Source organism: Cardiobacterium sp. (assembly GCF_057314735.1).
On sequence record NZ_DBHKZK010000069.1, the window covers coordinates 1 to 15,075 of the forward strand.

18 protein-coding genes are annotated in these 15,075 nt (G+C 63.3%); 9 read left to right on the forward strand and 9 right to left on the reverse strand.

Annotation, left to right across the window (positions count from 1 at the left end):
- Positions 1 to 411 precede the first annotated feature (411 nt).
- The 8 genes from ACO54Z_RS10280 to minC form a co-directional block, all read right to left on the reverse strand.
- Positions 412 to 1,881: an NAD(P)(+) transhydrogenase (Re/Si-specific) subunit beta gene (locus tag ACO54Z_RS10280; protein ID WP_485996924.1), complete on the reverse strand. Its 1,470-nt coding sequence runs from the start codon at positions 1,879 to 1,881 to the stop codon at positions 412 to 414.
- A gap of 70 nt (positions 1,882 to 1,951) precedes the next feature.
- Positions 1,952 to 3,484: a Re/Si-specific NAD(P)(+) transhydrogenase subunit alpha gene (locus ACO54Z_RS10285; protein ID WP_485996925.1), complete on the reverse strand. Its 1,533-nt coding sequence runs from the start codon at positions 3,482 to 3,484 to the stop codon at positions 1,952 to 1,954.
- Positions 3,485 to 3,640: 156 nt separating this feature from the next.
- Positions 3,641 to 3,844, reverse strand: coding sequence for a glycine zipper 2TM domain-containing protein (locus tag ACO54Z_RS10290; RefSeq protein WP_298080890.1), 204 nt, complete (start codon positions 3,842 to 3,844; stop codon positions 3,641 to 3,643).
- A gap of 97 nt (positions 3,845 to 3,941) precedes the next feature.
- Positions 3,942 to 4,157 carry a hypothetical protein gene (locus ACO54Z_RS10295; protein WP_485996926.1) on the reverse strand — a complete coding sequence of 72 codons (216 nt, stop codon included), beginning with the start codon at positions 4,155 to 4,157 and terminating at the stop codon, positions 3,942 to 3,944.
- Positions 4,158 to 4,183: 26 nt separating this feature from the next.
- Positions 4,184 to 4,579 (reverse strand): RNA-binding S4 domain-containing protein, encoded by a 396-nt coding sequence (locus ACO54Z_RS10300; RefSeq protein WP_485996927.1) that lies wholly within the window; start codon positions 4,577 to 4,579, stop codon positions 4,184 to 4,186.
- On the reverse strand, positions 4,576 to 4,875 hold the full coding sequence (gene minE, locus ACO54Z_RS10305) for a cell division topological specificity factor MinE (RefSeq protein WP_298080893.1): 300 nt from the start codon (positions 4,873 to 4,875) through the stop codon (positions 4,576 to 4,578). The genes ACO54Z_RS10300 and minE overlap by 4 nt, the downstream gene beginning before the upstream one ends.
- A gap of 3 nt (positions 4,876 to 4,878) precedes the next feature.
- A complete protein-coding gene (gene minD, locus ACO54Z_RS10310; protein ID WP_298080894.1) occupies positions 4,879 to 5,691 on the reverse strand; it encodes a septum site-determining protein MinD in 813 nt (270 codons plus the stop codon).
- A gap of 49 nt (positions 5,692 to 5,740) precedes the next feature.
- A complete protein-coding gene (gene minC, locus ACO54Z_RS10315; RefSeq protein ID WP_485996928.1) occupies positions 5,741 to 6,448 on the reverse strand; it encodes a septum site-determining protein MinC in 708 nt (235 codons plus the stop codon).
- Between the two features lie 74 nt (positions 6,449 to 6,522).
- On the opposite strand from minC, the gene argE reads away from it, so the two are divergent.
- From argE to ACO54Z_RS10335, 4 genes are all read left to right on the forward strand, one after another.
- The gene (gene argE, locus ACO54Z_RS10320; protein ID WP_485996929.1) at positions 6,523 to 7,656 is read left to right on the forward strand and encodes an acetylornithine deacetylase; all 1,134 of its coding nucleotides are present in this window, start codon (positions 6,523 to 6,525) and stop codon (positions 7,654 to 7,656) included.
- Positions 7,657 to 7,790: 134 nt separating this feature from the next.
- Entirely contained in the window at positions 7,791 to 8,723 is a 933-nt protein-coding gene (locus ACO54Z_RS10325) for a glucokinase (protein ID WP_485996930.1), read from the forward strand.
- Positions 8,724 to 9,057: 334 nt separating this feature from the next.
- Entirely contained in the window at positions 9,058 to 9,867 is an 810-nt protein-coding gene (locus ACO54Z_RS10330) for a hypothetical protein (protein WP_485996931.1), read from the forward strand.
- A 293-nt stretch (positions 9,868 to 10,160) separates the two neighbouring features.
- Positions 10,161 to 11,315 carry a glycerate kinase gene (locus ACO54Z_RS10335; protein ID WP_485996932.1) on the forward strand — a complete coding sequence of 385 codons (1,155 nt, stop codon included), beginning with the start codon at positions 10,161 to 10,163 and terminating at the stop codon, positions 11,313 to 11,315.
- Between the two features lie 40 nt (positions 11,316 to 11,355).
- Here ACO54Z_RS10335 and ACO54Z_RS10340 read toward each other — a convergent pair whose 3' ends face one another.
- Positions 11,356 to 11,853 carry an O-acetyl-ADP-ribose deacetylase gene (locus tag ACO54Z_RS10340; RefSeq protein WP_485996933.1) on the reverse strand — a complete coding sequence of 166 codons (498 nt, stop codon included), beginning with the start codon at positions 11,851 to 11,853 and terminating at the stop codon, positions 11,356 to 11,358.
- Between the two features lie 70 nt (positions 11,854 to 11,923).
- Here ACO54Z_RS10340 and ACO54Z_RS10345 point away from each other — a divergent pair, with 70 nt between their 5' ends.
- From ACO54Z_RS10345 to ACO54Z_RS10365, 5 genes are read left to right on the forward strand one after another with little or no spacing between them, the layout of a single operon-like run.
- Positions 11,924 to 12,823, forward strand: coding sequence for an HAD-IIA family hydrolase (locus ACO54Z_RS10345; protein ID WP_485996934.1), 900 nt, complete (start codon positions 11,924 to 11,926; stop codon positions 12,821 to 12,823).
- 42 nt (positions 12,824 to 12,865) lie between these two features.
- Positions 12,866 to 13,390 carry a hypothetical protein gene (locus ACO54Z_RS10350; RefSeq protein WP_485996935.1) on the forward strand — a complete coding sequence of 175 codons (525 nt, stop codon included), beginning with the start codon at positions 12,866 to 12,868 and terminating at the stop codon, positions 13,388 to 13,390.
- Positions 13,391 to 13,419: 29 nt separating this feature from the next.
- A complete protein-coding gene (locus tag ACO54Z_RS10355; protein ID WP_485996936.1) occupies positions 13,420 to 14,169 on the forward strand; it encodes an SDR family oxidoreductase in 750 nt (249 codons plus the stop codon).
- A gap of 6 nt (positions 14,170 to 14,175) precedes the next feature.
- Positions 14,176 to 14,703: a DUF1697 domain-containing protein gene (locus ACO54Z_RS10360; RefSeq protein WP_485996937.1), complete on the forward strand. Its 528-nt coding sequence runs from the start codon at positions 14,176 to 14,178 to the stop codon at positions 14,701 to 14,703.
- A gap of 42 nt (positions 14,704 to 14,745) precedes the next feature.
- Entirely contained in the window at positions 14,746 to 15,036 is a 291-nt protein-coding gene (locus ACO54Z_RS10365; protein WP_485996938.1) for a type II toxin-antitoxin system prevent-host-death family antitoxin, read from the forward strand.
- Positions 15,037 to 15,075 lie beyond the last annotated feature (39 nt).

Consider the following 15,075-nt stretch of genomic DNA (forward strand, 5'->3'; position numbering starts at 1 on the left):
ACCATGATGAAAGGTTCGGCATTGAAGTGTTGCATGGACATCGAGGTATGCAGGCCAACCCCCGCCCCCTCCCCCACAGGGGGAGGGGGCGGGGGGGTACATACGTAGGGTGTACGGCGGCATAGCCAACACGCACGCGGGATTTTGTGTCGGCACCGCGTGCTTGCTTGTGGTGCTATGGCTCGGGCGGTTACGGCTTCGCCTAACCGCCCCTACAGGCTTTGCCTTGCGAGAGAGGAAGTGCGGTTTACAGGTGTGGCGCGAGTGCGACGGGGCGGGATTTTCCGGATGGTGCGCCGAGGCGCACCCTAGGGGCGTTATGGTTCGGGCGGTTACGGCTTCGCCTAACCGCCCCTACGAGGCTGCCCTCTCCCCAAGGGAGGGGCTTATCTGCCGAATTGTAAACAGCTCCTAGCCGCGCAGTGCGGCGAGGATGGCATCGACGGTGGCTTTGGCGTCGCCGAAGCACATTACGCTGTTTTCGTTGAAGAACAGCGGGTTCTGCACGCCCGCGTAGCCGGTGTTCATCGAGCGTTTGAAGACGACGACGTTGGCCGCTTTCCACACTTCCAGCACGGGCATTCCGGCGATGGGTGAGTGCGGGTCGGTTTGCGCGGCGGGATTGACGGTGTCGTTTGCACCGATGACCAGCACCACGTCGGTATCCGGGAAGTCTTCGTTGATTTCGTCCATTTCCAGCACGATGTCGTACGGCACTTTCGCCTCGGCGAGCAGCACGTTCATGTGGCCGGGTAGGCGTCCGGCGACGGGGTGGATGCCAAAGCGCACGTTCACGCCCTGTTTGCGCAACAGTTCGGTGATTTCGGCGACCGGGTATTGCGCTTGCGCGACCGCCATGCCGTATCCGGGGGTGATGATGACGCTGTGCGCGTTTTTCAGCATTTCAGCGACATCTGCTGGTTGCACTTCGCGGTATTCGCCCACTTCTTCGCTGCCGCCCGCACTGCTGCCATCCGTGCCGAAGCCACCGGCGATGACGGAGATGAAGGAGCGGTTCATCGCGCGGCACATGATGTAGGAGAGGATGGCACCGCTACTGCCGACCAGCGCGCCGGTGACGATGAGCAGGTCGTTGGAGAGCATGAAGCCTGCCGCAGCGGCTGCCCAGCCGGAGTAGGAGTTGAGCATGGAGACGACCACCGGCATATCCGCGCCGCCGATGGAGGCGACCAAATGCCAGCCGAAGGCGAGCGCAATCAGCGTCATCAGGGTGAGCGCGGCGATGGCGGCGGCGCTGCTCGCGCCGTTGCTGATGACCATTGCCGCTTCGGGTTTGCCGTTTACGAGGCGGTAGAGGGTTTCGACGGTTTCGTGCGGGTTGCTGCTTTTGAGGAAGACGGCGAGCAGGATGAGCGAGGCGACGAGGGCGGCGAGGTTCAGTTTGTGTTTGCCCGGCAGTTGCAGCGGTTTGCTGCTGATTTTGCCGTTGAGTTTGCCGAAGGCGACGAGCGAGCCGGTAAAGGTTACCGCGCCGATGAAGACGCCGACGAAGACTTCAACGAGATGGATGGTGTGCATTTCCGGGGCGACGTCGCCGGGGGCGGCGTAGCTGCTGATGCCGACGAGGACTGCGGCGAGGCCGACGAAGCTGTGCAGGAGCGCAATCAGTTCGGGCATTTGCGTCATTTCGACTTTGTGCGCCTTGTGGATACCGAAGGCGGCGCCGATGAGCATGGCGAGGATGATGTAGCCCAGCCCGGCGCTGTCGCTGTAGAGGGTGGCGACAAGGGCGATGGCCATGCCGATGATGCCGTAGAGGTTGCCGTTTTTCGCGCTTTCCTGCCGCGACAGTCCCGCAAGCGAGAAGATGAAGAAGATGGCGGCGACGATGTAGGCGGCGGTGACGAGTCCGTGATTCATGGGGTTTCTCTGTTGTGGTTAAGGGGGGAATCTGTTGGCGGACGGCGGTGTCCGCGCAGTTGTTCGGCGTTCAGCCTTTTCGGAACATATTGAGCATCCGCCGCGTGACGTAGAAGCCGCCGAAGATGTTGATGCTGGCGATGAGCACGGCGACGAAGGCGAGCGCGGAGACGAAGCCGTTGCCGTGGCCGATTTGCAAGAGCGCGCCGACGACGATGATGCCGGAGATGGCGTTGGTCACCGACATCAGCGGGGTGTGCAGCGAGTGGCTGACGTTCCAGACGACGTAGTAACCGATGACGCAGGCCAGCACGAAGACGATGAAGTGGTTGAGGAAAGCGGCAGGCGCAACTGCACCGACCCAGAGGATGAGTGCGGCGCCAATGACCGCTGGCGCCAGTTTTTTCCACAGTGGCGCGGGTTTTGCCTCTTCTTTCACCACTTCGGCGGGTTTTGCCTGCTGCGGCGCGGCGGAAACCTGTATCGGCGGTGGCGGGAAGGTGATGTCGCCGTCGCGCGTTACCGTCATGTTGCGGATGATGACGTCGTCGAAGTCCAGCGTGATTTCGCCGTCCTTGTTCGGCGAGAGCAGTTTGGCGAGGTTGACGAGGTTGGTCGCGTAAAGCTGCGAGGATTGCCCGGCGAGGCGGTTGGCCATGTCGGTGTAGCCGATGACTTTCACGCCGTTATCGGTGATGAACAGCTCGCCTGGCTTGGTGACCTCGCAGTTGCCGCCGGTTGCGGCTGCCAAATCGACGATGACCGAACCCGGCTTCATGCTGGCGACCATCTCTTTCGTAATCAGTTTCGGCGCGGGTTTGCCCGGAATGGCGGCGGTGGTGATGATGATGTCCACTTCCTTCGCCTGCTCGGCAAAGAGCTTCATCTCGGCGGCGATGAACTCGTCGCTCATCACCTTGGCGTAGCCATCGCCGCTGCCGCCGGATTCCTGCGGAAAATCAAGTTTCAGGAACTTGCCGCCCATGGATTCAATCTGCTCGGCGACTTCCAGACGCGTATCAAACGCCTTGACAATTGCGCCCAGCGAATTGGCCGTGCCGATGGCGGCCAATCCGGCAACACCGGCGCCAATGATGAGGACTTGCGCCGGTGGCACTTTACCGGCGGCGGTAATCTGTCCGGTGAAGAAACGGCCAAAAGCGTTCGCCGCTTCGATGACGGCGCGGTAGCCGCTGATATTGGCCATCGAGGAAAGCGCGTCCAGCGCCTGCGCACGCGAAATACGCGGCACCATGTCCATCGCCAGCACGTTCACTTTCTTCGCCGCCAGTTCTTTCACCAATTCCGGATTCTGCGCCGGCCAGAGGAAGCTGACCAGCGTCTGCCCGGCGGTGAGACGGGCGATTTCGGCGGCCTTCGGCGCGTTGACTTTGTAAATCAGCGGGCATTGCCAGGCGGTAGCGGTGTCGGCAAGGGTCGCCCCCGCCGCTTCATAGGCGGCATCGGCAAGGCTCGCGCCCTGTCCGGCGCCGCGCTCGACCACTACGGCAAAGCCGAGTTTTTGCAGTTGGGCGACGGTCGCGGGTGTGCAGGCAACGCGGGTTTCGCCAGCGAGGGTTTCTTTGGGGATGCCTATGTTCATCGTCTTGTCCTTTTGTGTGGGTAACGGGAAGCCCCGCAGGCGGGGCGGGAAGGCGGTTATGATACAGGAAAGGCGCTGATGGCGGGCGGGCGTCCCGGTTCGCGCATATGAAAAACCGCCCCGAAGGGCGGTTTTTTTATGGCGTTCTGCGATGTCTCAGTGTACCTGGCTGCCAATCACGCCGCCGAGGGCTGCGCCGCCAAGGATGGCACCGGTGTCGCCACCGATCATGCTGCCCGCCGCACCACCAACTGCCGCACCGATGGCGGTGTTGCGCTGGGTGGTGTTCAGGCCGTTACAGGCGGCGAGGGATGCGCCGAGGGCGAGCAGTAGGGCGGTTTTGCCAATTACGGTTTTCATGGTTTTCTCCTGTGAGTCAGCACTTTTGTGCGCGCGCAGTATGGCATAGCCGCGGCGTTTTCCGCCTGTACAAAGCCTTACTGTACGGCAATTGCGCTTATTGTTTGTCCACGGCATCCAGTTGTTGTTGGGTGTGTTCGACTCCGGCATCCAGTTCTTTTTTCGCCTTGTTGACGGTTTTGTCCTGGTACTGGAGCATCGGGTTGTCCTGGCGCGCGCTGGATTCGGGTGTGGTCACGGTTTTCGGCTTGTTGTCGTCGCAGGCGGTAAGCGCTGCGGCAAAGCCGAGCAGGATGAGAGCGGTTTTTTGCATGGTTTTCTCCAGTGGATTGGGAAAGGTCATTCGCCGCCGTGGCGGAAGGCGCGGATTTGGCGACGATCGCGTTTGTCTGGGCGGCGGTCAGGGTAGTGGACGAGGTCGCGCGCGGCTTGTTGTTGCGCGTGCAGCTCGGCGCGGCGGGCGATGCTGTCGGCGGTTTCGGTGTAGTACGTCTGCGCGATACTCGCCGAGACCCGTTTGGCGGCGCATTGTTCGACGAGGACGTCCCAGATTTGTTCGCCGTGTTTGTCGATGTGCAGCCGGTCGCCGCGTTTCAGGCCGCGTGCCGGTTTGGCGCGCTGGTCATTGACGAGAACCTGGCCGTTTTCAATCGCGGCTTTGGCCAGCGCGCGGGTTTTGTAGAAGCGCGCCGCCCACAGCCATTGGTCGAGGCGGACGCTGTCGGTGTCGTTCATGTTGCGGTTTCTGCGCTGTTTTCGCTTTCTTCCGCCGGGCTTTCTTTGCTGTGCAGGTTGATGTTGAGTTCGAGCATTTCGGTTTCACCCTTGCGCGAGATGTCGGCGCTGATGTCCGCCAGGTCAATGGCGAAGTATTTTTTGACGACTTCAAGGATTTCCTGCTTCATGGTTTCGAGGAATTGCGGCTGGCTGCCTTGGCTGCGGCGGTGGGCGACGATGATTTGCAGGCGCTCTTTCGCCATCGCCGCCGAGTTGTTGGGGCGGTTTTTTTTGAAGAAGTTGAACAGGCTCATGCTTTAGCCTCCAAAGAGTTTGGAAAAGATGCCTTTGCGTTTGGCATCGAGGAAACGGTGTGGCAGATCCTTGCCGAGGAAGCGTTCGACTAGGTCGGAGTAGGCCTGTCCTGCCTGGCTGTCGGGCAGGAGGATGACCGGTTCGCCCTGGTTGGAGGCGGTAAGCACGGTTTCGGATTCGGGAATGACGCCGAGCAGTTTGATGGAGAGGATTTCGATGATGTCTTCCACCGAGAGCATTTCCTGCTGTTGCACCCGTTCCGGGTTGTAGCGGGTGATGACGAGATGCTCGGTGACGGGGTCTTCCCCCCGCTCGGCGCGACGCGATTTGCTGGCGAGGATGCCGAGGATACGGTCGGAGTCGCGCACCGAGGAGACTTCGGGGTTGGTGGTGATGATGGCGTCGTCGGCGTAGTAGAGCGCCATCAGCGCCCCCTGTTCAATCCCGGCGGGGCTGTCGCAGATGATGTAGTCAAATTCCATCGTTTTGAGGTCGTCGATGACTTTGCCGACGCCTTCTTTGGTGAGCGCGTCCTTGTCGCGGGTTTGCGAGGCGGCGAGGGTATAGAGGTTTTCGACGCGCTTGTCCTTGATGAGTGCCTGGTGCAGGTTGGCTTCGCCGTTGATGACGTTGACGAAGTCATACACGACGCGACGCTCGACGCCCATGATGAGGTCGAGGTTGCGCAGGCCGACATCGAAGTCGATGACGCAGGTTTTGAAGCCCTTGAGGGCGAAGCCGCAGGCGATGCTGGCGCTGGTCGTGGTCTTCCCTACTCCGCCTTTGCCTGAGGTTACTACGATGACTCTACTCATGTTTTTTATCTCTTGAGGATTTGTGGCCGGGCATTATAGCGGTGATGTACTATACCGACACGATTTGCATACTTTCATCAGGATTGAGGCTGATGAAGACGTTTTTGCGCACGGGATTGGCTTGCAGTTGTTCTTTGTCCTGATAGAAACCGGCGATGGAGACGAGTTCGGCGTCCAGTTCGTGACAATAGATATGGGCGGCGAGGTTGTGCTGTCCCCCGGCGAAGGCGCGACCGCGGAGAATGCCATGCACGGTAATGTTGCCGTCGGCGTAGATTTCCGCGCCGGGGCTGACCGTGCCGACGATAATCAGGTCGCTGCTGGCGGCAATGACGCGCTGGCCGGAGCGGATGTTGTGGCGAATGACCCGGGTTGGCGCCAGTTTGGGCGCGGGGGGCGGTGGTGGCGGCGCGGGTTCTTCGCTTTTCTCGACTTTTTTTGCCTCGACGCCGGTGCGCACTTCCGCCAGTCCGGCGGCGATGAGCGCGCTGCGTTCCACCGGCGCGCCGCAGACGCCAACCAGACCGAGCTTGTGCCGTTCAAAAATCCGTTTCAGCGTTTTCAGCCATTTGGTATCCGGCTTGAACCCTTCCAGCGCGGAAAAATCGGCGACCAGCGGTTGCGTCGTAAAAAAATCGGGCGGCACCTGCGCGATTTTCTCGCTCAGGGCAACATCAATCTGCGCCGTATCGGCATCTTGCAGCAGGACGGCGGTGACGCTGACGCTGCGGCCTTTGAAAGGAAGAGGATCGCTCATGGTTTCGCTGACAATTCGTTGAAAAAGCGGCATGATAAAGTTTTCAAACAGGGCGCTCAAGGCGCAGGAACGACATGAACCTCCTCCACGACACACTGGCACAACTCGTCGCCTTCCCCAGCATATCCGGCAGCGACATGGGCGCGCTGCTCGACTGGACAACCGCCCAACTCGCGCCCCACGCCAGCCATTGCCAACGCCTGCCCAAAACGGATAACTGCAACGAGGCGCTGCTCATCCGCATTGGCGACGGCACGGGCGGACTGGTACTGGCCGGACACCTTGACGTCGTCCCCGTTGCCGGACAACCGTGGACGGGCGACCCCTTCACCCTGCGCGCAGAAGGCAGCCGCTACTACGGCCGTGGCGTCTGCGACATGAAAGGCTTTTTCGCCTGCGCGCTCGCCGCCATCGCCCAACTGCCGCCGCTGCGCGCGCCGCTCTGGCTCGCCATCAGCACCGACGAAGAAATCGGCTGCTGCTCTGCGCCCCGCCTCGCCGCCGCTCTGCAACAACACGGCGCGGGCGACACCTGGGTTTGGGTCGGCGAACCGACGCTGATGCAGCCGGTAGTCGCGCACAAAGGCATCACCAACCTGCGCAGCACCCTGCACGGCCAGGCCGCGCACAGTAGCCAAATCGGCCACCAGGGCGCATCCGCCATCCACGCCGCCGCGCACCTTGTTGCCGCCATCGAAAACACCATGCGCGAACTGCAAGCCGAAGGCCGCCTCGACCCGCACTTTGACGTGCCGCACAGCACCCTGCACGTCGGCAAAATCGCGGGCGGCACGGCAGTGAACATCATCGCCGACCGTTGCCAAATAGACTGGGAAATCCGCCACCTGCCCGGCGATCACTACGACACCATCCGCGCCCGCATCGACGCCGCCGCCCGTGCGCTGGAAACCCGCTACCCCGGCCTGCGCATTGATACCGTACCGACCACCGCCACCGTCGCCGCCCTGCAAGACCGCGACAACACCGACTGGCTGACGCTGCTCGCCGCCCACCTGCCCGGCGCCAATAAACAACACGTCGCCTACGCCACCGAAGCGGGCGCCTACCAACAGGCAGGCTTCCCCACCCTCATCTGCGGCCCCGGCAGCATCCGCCAGGCACACCAGGCCGACGAATGGATTGAGACGGCACAGTTGCGCCAATGCACCGCCGCCCTGCGCGCCGTCATCGCCGCCCGCTGCGCATAAAAAAAAGCCGCCTCAAGAGAAGCGGCAAACATTTCAGGTACATATAGTAGATTAGAGGCGCCGATTATACACAACGCCACACAAAAATGACGGAAAAATTACCCAAAACCCAACCCGCTAACCCGGAGACAACCATGACAACCCGCAGCCTGCTCGCCGACATCGGCGGCACCAACGCCCGCTTCGCCCTCTATGACGACAGCGGCATCCACACCATCCAAACCCTGGCCACCGCCGACTACCCCACCCTGCAGGACGCCATCCGCGCCTACCTGCACCGCCAAAACGAGACAGTCGCGCAAGCCGCCATTGCCATCGCCAACCCCATTACCGGCGACCACATCCAGATGACCAACCACCACTGGAGCTTCACCATCAGCGCGCTACAACGCGAACTGCACCTCGAAAAACTGCGCGTCATCAACGACTTCACCGCGCAAGCACTTGCCATCCCCCGCCTCGCCGCCGACGGAAAACGCATCGTGCGCGCAGGCAACGCCGTCGCCGGTACCCCGATTGCCGTCATCGGCCCCGGCACCGGCCTCGGCGTCTCCGCCCTCATCCCGGACGGCCACGGCGGCTGGATAGCGCTCGCCAGCGAAGGCGGCCACGTCAGCTTCGCCCCGCGCGACGACACTGAGCTCGCCATCTGGCAATACGCGCGTGCCCGGCACGGCCACATCTCCGCCGAACGCCTGATTAACGGCGCCGGACTGACCCTCATCGACAACGCCCTCGCCGACCGCGAAGAAAACCGCAGTCCCGCCGCCATCACCGCCGCTGCACTGGCGGACGAACCGCGCGCACGGGCAGTGCTGGACCACTTCACCTCCTTTCTGGCAAGTGTTGCCGCCGACCTCGTTCTCACCCTGGGCGCGCGTGGCGGGGTGTACCTCTGCGGCGGCATCCTGCCGCGCATCGCCGACTACCTCATCAATGAAAGCCCGTTCAACACCCGCTTCATCGACAAAGGCCGCTTCGCCGCCTACCTTGGCGCTGTCCCCGTCTGGCTCGTCACCGCCAAAAACCCCGGCCTGACCGGCGCCGCCGCCGCGCTGGATAACTAAAAAATCCCGGTAGTATCCTGAACCACCAGCAGAGCGGAAAAACCAGCCGTTGCCAATATTCCGCCGGTTCGCCCCCTCCCTCGCAGGGTGCGTCAGCACCCGCAGCGGGGGAGGGTCGGGGAGGGGGTAGCGTCCGTAACTTTACCGCCAATGCAATTCAGCCCCACTGAGACAGCATACATTTCAGGGCACCACCAAAATCCCCCTTTCCATTGCGGGCTTCGCCCTGCAGGCAACCACCAAACTCCCCCCAAAACTAAAAACCGGGCAACCCCGCACCGCGCCACCCGCGCCTATAATTGCCGCAGAACCCCAAACCCGAAAGGAGCCACCCATGACCCACACCCTGCGCGCCGCTGCCTGCGCCTTCGCACTCGCCCTCCTGCCCGCGACCGCCGCCGAGGGCGACAACAACCGCGACGACATCAAACCCGCCGACCTCGTCCACATCCTCATCGGCGCCTACGAAGGCGCCGCCGATGCCGCCGACCGCAGCGGCCACCCCTTCGGCGACGAGCGCCTGAGCCACGAACAACTGATGCGCTTTGAAGCAAACTTCAACCAGGTCCAACAAGGCCTGCAAAACATCACCCGCCCGGACGGCAGCATTGACGGCGACCGCGCCGCCGCGCTGCTCAACGAACTGCAAGACCGGCACGGCGATGGCCGCACCATCGACTTCGTCCGCGCGCTCAACACCCTGCGCCAACTCGAACAACAGCCGGACGGCCTCAGCCTCGACAACATCCTCGGCCTCTTTGCCGCGCACAAAAACGACCGCAGCAGCACCATCGCCATCGCCAACGACGACAACGCCCTGCCCGACCTGCTCAAACTCGTGTACGCCGACCGCCAACTCGGCACGCCCGACCCGGCACGCGAAGCACGCGCACACCGCCTCATCGCCGAAACCCTTGCCAGCGACACCCTCAGCCCGGCGCGCCACGCCGAAATCGCCACACTGCTCGACAAACTGGGCGCGCCGTATCGCGACGACTACCTCAAATGGCAGGCAACCCCGCCGCGCATCGCCATCCGCCCGGCCAGCAGCACCGACACCCTCGAACAACTGACCCGCGACAACCCCGACCTCACCCCCGACCAGCGCGCCCGCATCCAGCAAATCCTGCGCGAACAAAAATAACGCCCTGCCGCGCTGCCCTCCCCTGCCTGGCGTATCCGTAATATAGCCATCCACCGAAAGTTTCAGACAAGGCGCGTCGCTGAAGACAGTACGCGGTTGTGCGGCGAAGCGGCGCAACACCGTATGAGGCTTTCGGTGGATGGCTATAGTGAACCGAAGAACAGAAAACCGCCGTTCTGCTCCCTCCCCCTGTGGGGGGAGGGTTGGGGTGGGGTTAATCATTCACACCGCCGAGGCAAAACCTTTCTGCCCCGCCAAACAGCGACACCACAAACGACAACCCCGGAGCGCCCATGAACATCCTCATCGCCCTCGACTCCTTCAAAGAAAGCCTCAGCGCGGCAGACGCCTGCGCCGCCGTCGCCCGCGGCTTCCGTGCCATTGACCCCGCTGCAAACTGCCACTGCCTGCCGATGGCCGACGGTGGCGAAGGCACCACCGCCGCCCTCGTTGCCGCACGCGGCGGCGACTGGCAAGCCGTCAGTGTGCAGGATCCGCTCGGCCGCCCCGTCAGCGCCCGCTATGGCCGCCTGCCGGACGGCAGCGCGGTGATGGAAATGGCCGAAGCGGCGGGGCTGCACTACCTCGCCCCCGGCGAACGCAACCCGCGCATCACCAGCACCTACGGCGTCGGCGAAATGCTCCGGCACGCGCTGGATGGCGGCTGCACGCACATCATCCTCGGCATCGGCGGCAGCGCCACCAACGACGGCGGCGCGGGAATGCTGCAAGCGCTTGGCGTGCGCCTGCTGGATGCGGACGGCGGCGAACTGCCACCCGGCGGCGCGGCACTCTCCCGTCTTGCCCGCGCCGACTTCAGCGGCCTGCACCCGGCGCTGGCCAACACCACCCTCGAAATCGCCTGCGACGTCACCAATCCGCTCTGCGGTGCGAACGGCGCCAGCGCCATCTTTGGCCCGCAAAAAGGCGCGGACGTTGCCACCGTCGCCGTACTGGACGCAGCGCTCGCCCACTACGCCGCCGTCCTCAGCGCCAGCGGCCTGCCCGATTGCCGCGAACAACCCGGCGCGGGCGCGGCGGGCGGCCTCGGCTACGCGCTCGCCCTGCTCGGCGCGCGCCTCACCTCCGGCATCGACCTCGTCATGCAGGCGGCGGGAGTAGATGCCGCGCTCGCCAACGCCGACCTCGTCATCACCGGCGAAGGCCGCATTGACGGCCAAACCCGCCTCGGCAAAGTGCCGCTCGGAGTGCTGCGCCGCGCGCAGGCGCACAATGTGCCGGTGATTGCCCTCGCGGGCGTACTCGGCGCGGGCGCGGAAACCTTGACCGACGCAGGATTTGCCGCCATCTTCCCCTCCATCGCCGCCCTCGCTCCGCTCGAAGAAACCCTCGCCAAAGGCGGGGAAAACCTCGAACGCACCGCGCGACAAATCGCCGCCGTCCTCGCCCTCGGCGGGCGGCTGCAAACACCCGCGATTCTGCCGTAACCCATCCATAAAAAACCGGGCATCACGCCCGGTTTTTTCATCACAACAAGCGCCGGTACGTCTCCGCATCATCCGCGCTGAAGCAGCAGAAAATCACCCGCTTAATATGCGGACAATCTGGCAACGTCGCCCGCACCGTCTCCACCGCGATGCGCGCCGCCGCTGCCTTCGGATAACCAAAAACGCCGGTGCTAATCGCCGGAAAGGCAATGCTAGCAAGGCCGTGCGCCTCCGCCAGCCGCAGCGAGTTGGCGTAGGCGTTCGCCAAATCCGCTGCCTCGCCGTCATCGCCGCCGCGCCACACCGGGCCGACGGTATGAATGACAAAGCGCGCGGGCAGGCGGTAGCCGCGCGTCAGCTTCGCCTCGCCGACCGCACAACCGCCGAGGGTGCCGCATTCCGCCAAGAGTTCCGGCCCTGCCGCGCGGTGAATGGCGCCATCGACACCGCTGCCGCCAAGCAGGGTTTCATTAGCGGCATTGACGATGGCGTCCACCGCCAGCGTCGTAATATCGGCGGTCATCACTTCCAGCTTCATCGGCTTTCTCCAAATCAATCAAAGGGGACGCCATTATAATGCCGCCCTCACCCGCACCGGAGACTCCCCCATGCCCGCCCTCACCGCCTACCGCCAGTTGCAGGCCATCCGCGACCGCCTGCCCGCCTACCGCCCGCACTCGCGCGCGCCACAACTGGCGGACAACATCCTCGCCCTCGCCGACCCTTACGACGTCTATTGGTTCGATGCCTTCGGCGTGCTCAACGTCGGGCCACAACCCATCCCCGGCGCGATTGAGGCGGTCGCCGCCCTGCGCCAGCGCGGCAAACAGGTTTTCGTCCTCTCCAACGCTGCCAGCGTCAGCAAGCCGAACATGGTCAAGCGTTTCGCCGGGCTGGGCTTCGACTTCGCCGCTGATGAAATCGTCACCAGCCGCGACGCGGTGCTGGACGCGCTCGTCGCTTACCCGCGCGACTTCCTCTGGGGGCTGATTGGCCTTGACCATAGCCAGGAAGACCTCGACGCGCGCGGCGTGCGCTACCTGCACCAGAGCGCGCCGGATTTCCACGACGCGCCGGACGGCTACATCTTCCTCGCCACCGCCCACTGGGACGACGCGCAACAGCAGCGCTTCCTCGCCGCACTCACCGCGCGGCCGCGCCCGGTCATCCTCGGCAACCCCGACCTCATCGCGCCGATGCCGGAACACACCTCGATTGAGCCGGGCAGCTACGTCCTCACCCTGCCCGACGAGCACTTCGCCCACGTCCACGTCTGCGGCAAACCCTACCCCGCCATCTTTGAGCACGCCGCGCGCCGCCTCGCGCATTTCGACCCGGCGCGCACGCTGATGTGCGGCGACACCCTGCACACGGACATCCTTGGCGGCAACGCCTTCGGCGTGCGTACCGCGCTTTTGACCGCGCACGGCTTCTACCGCGACCTGGATTACCGCCACTACATCGGCGACAGCGGCATCGTCCCCGACCACATCCTGCCACGGCTGTAACCCGCGCCACCTTCATCGCCCATTCCAACAAAACACCTCATCATGACCCGCACCGACACCCTCGAAAAAGCCAAAATCCTTTTTGAAATCGCGCAGACTGAATACCGCCACGAAATCGAACGGCACAAGGCTGCCAGCGACCGCGCCGCGAAAATGGTCTCCTTTACCGGGCTGCTCTTTACCATCTTTTCCTTCCTCGTGGTGCGCGTCATGCTCGCCCCCGGCGCGGCGGGCGGCTTTCCCTGGGCGGAATGGGCGGCGTATATCGTCAGCGCCGCGCTGGTCGTCTTCATCATGTGGGCGATGCTGTCGCTGATGAACGCCATCCGCCGCGACATCCAGAGCGAAGGCGGCATCACCGCCGGACAATTCAGCCCTTTTGATGAAAACACCTACAGCGCCGCCGACGTCTATCGCGCGAGCAGCGCCGCCTACTGGCAGGCCGTTGACGCAAGCCGCCAGCACACCGCCACGCTGGCGCGCATCCTGCGCCGCACCGACCGCCTCATCCGGCTGTCGTTCATCCTGCTCGGCATCCTTGCCATCCTGCTTTTCCTGCTCACCTGAACCTTTTCACCAACCCACAGGAGACATTCATGCAAAACATCGCCAACAAAGTCGTCATTATCACCGGCGCCTCCAGCGGCATCGGCGAAGCCACCGCGCTCAAACTCGCCGCCGAAGGCGCGAAACTCGTCCTCGGCGCGCGCCGCGAAGACAAGCTGAAAGCCATCGCCGACAAAATCCAGGCGGCAGGCGGCGAAGCGGCCTACCGCGCGACCGACGTTACCCGACCCGAAGACAGCGCCGCGCTGGTCGCGCTCGCCAAAAGCCGCTTCGGCAAAGTCGATGCCATCTTCCTGAACGCCGGCCTCATGCCCAGCTCGCCGCTGGCCGCCTTGGAAACCGCCAACTGGAACGCGATGATTGACGTCAACATCAAGGGCGTGCTGAACGGCATCGCCGCCGTGCTGCCCGAATTTACCGCGCAAAAACACGGCCATGTCATCACCACCTCGTCCGTCGCCGGACTGAAAGTCTATCCGGGCGCGGCGGTGTACTGCGGCAGCAAATGGGCGGTGCGCGCGATTATGGAAGCGCTGCGGATGGAATCGGCGCAGGCGGGGACGAACATCCGCACCGCGACCATCTACCCGGCGGCGGTGCAGTCCGAGCTGGTCAGCCACATCACCGACGAAAACGCCTCCAAAGGCTACCGCCAGCTCTACGACACCTACGAAATCCCCGCCGCGCGCGTCGCCGAAGTGGTCGCCTTCGCCCTCGCCCAGCCGGACGACACCAACATCAGCGAATTCACCATCGGCCCGACGACGCAGCCGTGGTGAAACTGCATGAGTACGCAAACTCTCATCGCCTTTCTGCGCGGCGTAATGCCCGGCGGCAAGAACGCCGTCAAAATGGCGGACGTCCGCCGCGTCCTTGGCGACAATGGCTTTGACCGCGTGCGCACCTGGATACAAAGCGGCAACATCGCCCTCGATACCGCCCTAAACGCTGCCGAAACGGCGGCGCTTGTCCACGAGCTGCTGCACATACACCTGAACGTAGATTTGGCCGTTATCGTCAAAAACCCGGCACAATTGCAGGAAATCCTCGACGGCAACCCGTTTGTTGGCGAGGCTTACGACGGCAAGCGCGTGTTTTTCACGCTCGCCAACCAGCCGCTTGCGGACAGCGCCGGGCTGGCCGCGCGGGACTTTGGCGACGAAAAACTGCACATCTGCCCGCAGGCGGCGTATCTGTACATCCCGCAAGACGCTTCGCGCAGCAAACTGGGCAATGCTTTTCTGGAAAAACAGCTCGGCATCCGCCTGACCACACGCAACGAAAACACCCTGCGGAAAATGATTACGTTCTGATGCGGGGCTGTCCTGACAGGACAACGATTACCGGAAACGACCATGCAAACCTTCACCAGCCACGAGTTCAACCAGCACGCCAGCGAAGTGCAAAAAGCCGCCCACACCGCCCCCGTGCTGATTACCCTTCAGGGCAAACCCGACCTGGTACTCATCAGCCACGCCGAATATGCCCGCCTGACCGGGCAGAAAAACGCCGTGAGCATTCTGGAAGCGCTAACCCCGTCGGCAGAACTTGCCGCAAAAATGGCGGATATCGAACTGGAAATCCCGCCACGCCGCGCAAACGTAGGTCGGCCATTCATGGCCGACATCAAAAAATGTCGGGCATAAATGCCCGACCTACACGGCTGATTACCCGCACGCCGATTT

Excerpts from the sequence above, each read along its gene's own strand:
- ACO54Z_RS10355 (WP_485996936.1), top strand. The coding sequence starts at position 13,420 with ATGCAAAACATCGCCAACAAAGTCGTCATTATCACCGGCGCCTCCAGC.
- ACO54Z_RS10300 (WP_485996927.1), bottom strand. The coding sequence starts at position 4,579 with ATGAACGACACCGACAGCGTCCGCCTCGACCAATGGCTGTGGGCGGCG.
- ACO54Z_RS10350 (WP_485996935.1), top strand. The coding sequence starts at position 12,866 with ATGACCCGCACCGACACCCTCGAAAAAGCCAAAATCCTTTTTGAAATC.
- ACO54Z_RS10290 (WP_298080890.1), bottom strand. The coding sequence starts at position 3,844 with ATGAAAACCGTAATTGGCAAAACCGCCCTACTGCTCGCCCTCGGCGCA.
- ACO54Z_RS10280 (WP_485996924.1), bottom strand. The coding sequence starts at position 1,881 with ATGAATCACGGACTCGTCACCGCCGCCTACATCGTCGCCGCCATCTTC.
- ACO54Z_RS10360 (WP_485996937.1), top strand. The coding sequence starts at position 14,176 with ATGAGTACGCAAACTCTCATCGCCTTTCTGCGCGGCGTAATGCCCGGC.
- ACO54Z_RS10365 (WP_485996938.1), top strand. The coding sequence starts at position 14,746 with ATGCAAACCTTCACCAGCCACGAGTTCAACCAGCACGCCAGCGAAGTG.
- ACO54Z_RS10340 (WP_485996933.1), bottom strand. The coding sequence starts at position 11,853 with ATGAAGCTGGAAGTGATGACCGCCGATATTACGACGCTGGCGGTGGAC.
- minD (WP_298080894.1), bottom strand. The coding sequence starts at position 5,691 with ATGAGTAGAGTCATCGTAGTAACCTCAGGCAAAGGCGGAGTAGGGAAG.
- ACO54Z_RS10295 (WP_485996926.1), bottom strand. The coding sequence starts at position 4,157 with ATGCAAAAAACCGCTCTCATCCTGCTCGGCTTTGCCGCAGCGCTTACC.
- minC (WP_485996928.1), bottom strand. The coding sequence starts at position 6,448 with ATGAGCGATCCTCTTCCTTTCAAAGGCCGCAGCGTCAGCGTCACCGCC.
- ACO54Z_RS10285 (WP_485996925.1), bottom strand. The coding sequence starts at position 3,484 with ATGAACATAGGCATCCCCAAAGAAACCCTCGCTGGCGAAACCCGCGTT.
- ACO54Z_RS10330 (WP_485996931.1), top strand. The coding sequence starts at position 9,058 with ATGACCCACACCCTGCGCGCCGCTGCCTGCGCCTTCGCACTCGCCCTC.
- argE (WP_485996929.1), top strand. The coding sequence starts at position 6,523 with ATGAACCTCCTCCACGACACACTGGCACAACTCGTCGCCTTCCCCAGC.
- ACO54Z_RS10345 (WP_485996934.1), top strand. The coding sequence starts at position 11,924 with ATGCCCGCCCTCACCGCCTACCGCCAGTTGCAGGCCATCCGCGACCGC.
- ACO54Z_RS10325 (WP_485996930.1), top strand. The coding sequence starts at position 7,791 with ATGACAACCCGCAGCCTGCTCGCCGACATCGGCGGCACCAACGCCCGC.
- ACO54Z_RS10335 (WP_485996932.1), top strand. The coding sequence starts at position 10,161 with ATGAACATCCTCATCGCCCTCGACTCCTTCAAAGAAAGCCTCAGCGCG.
- minE (WP_298080893.1), bottom strand. The coding sequence starts at position 4,875 with ATGAGCCTGTTCAACTTCTTCAAAAAAAACCGCCCCAACAACTCGGCG.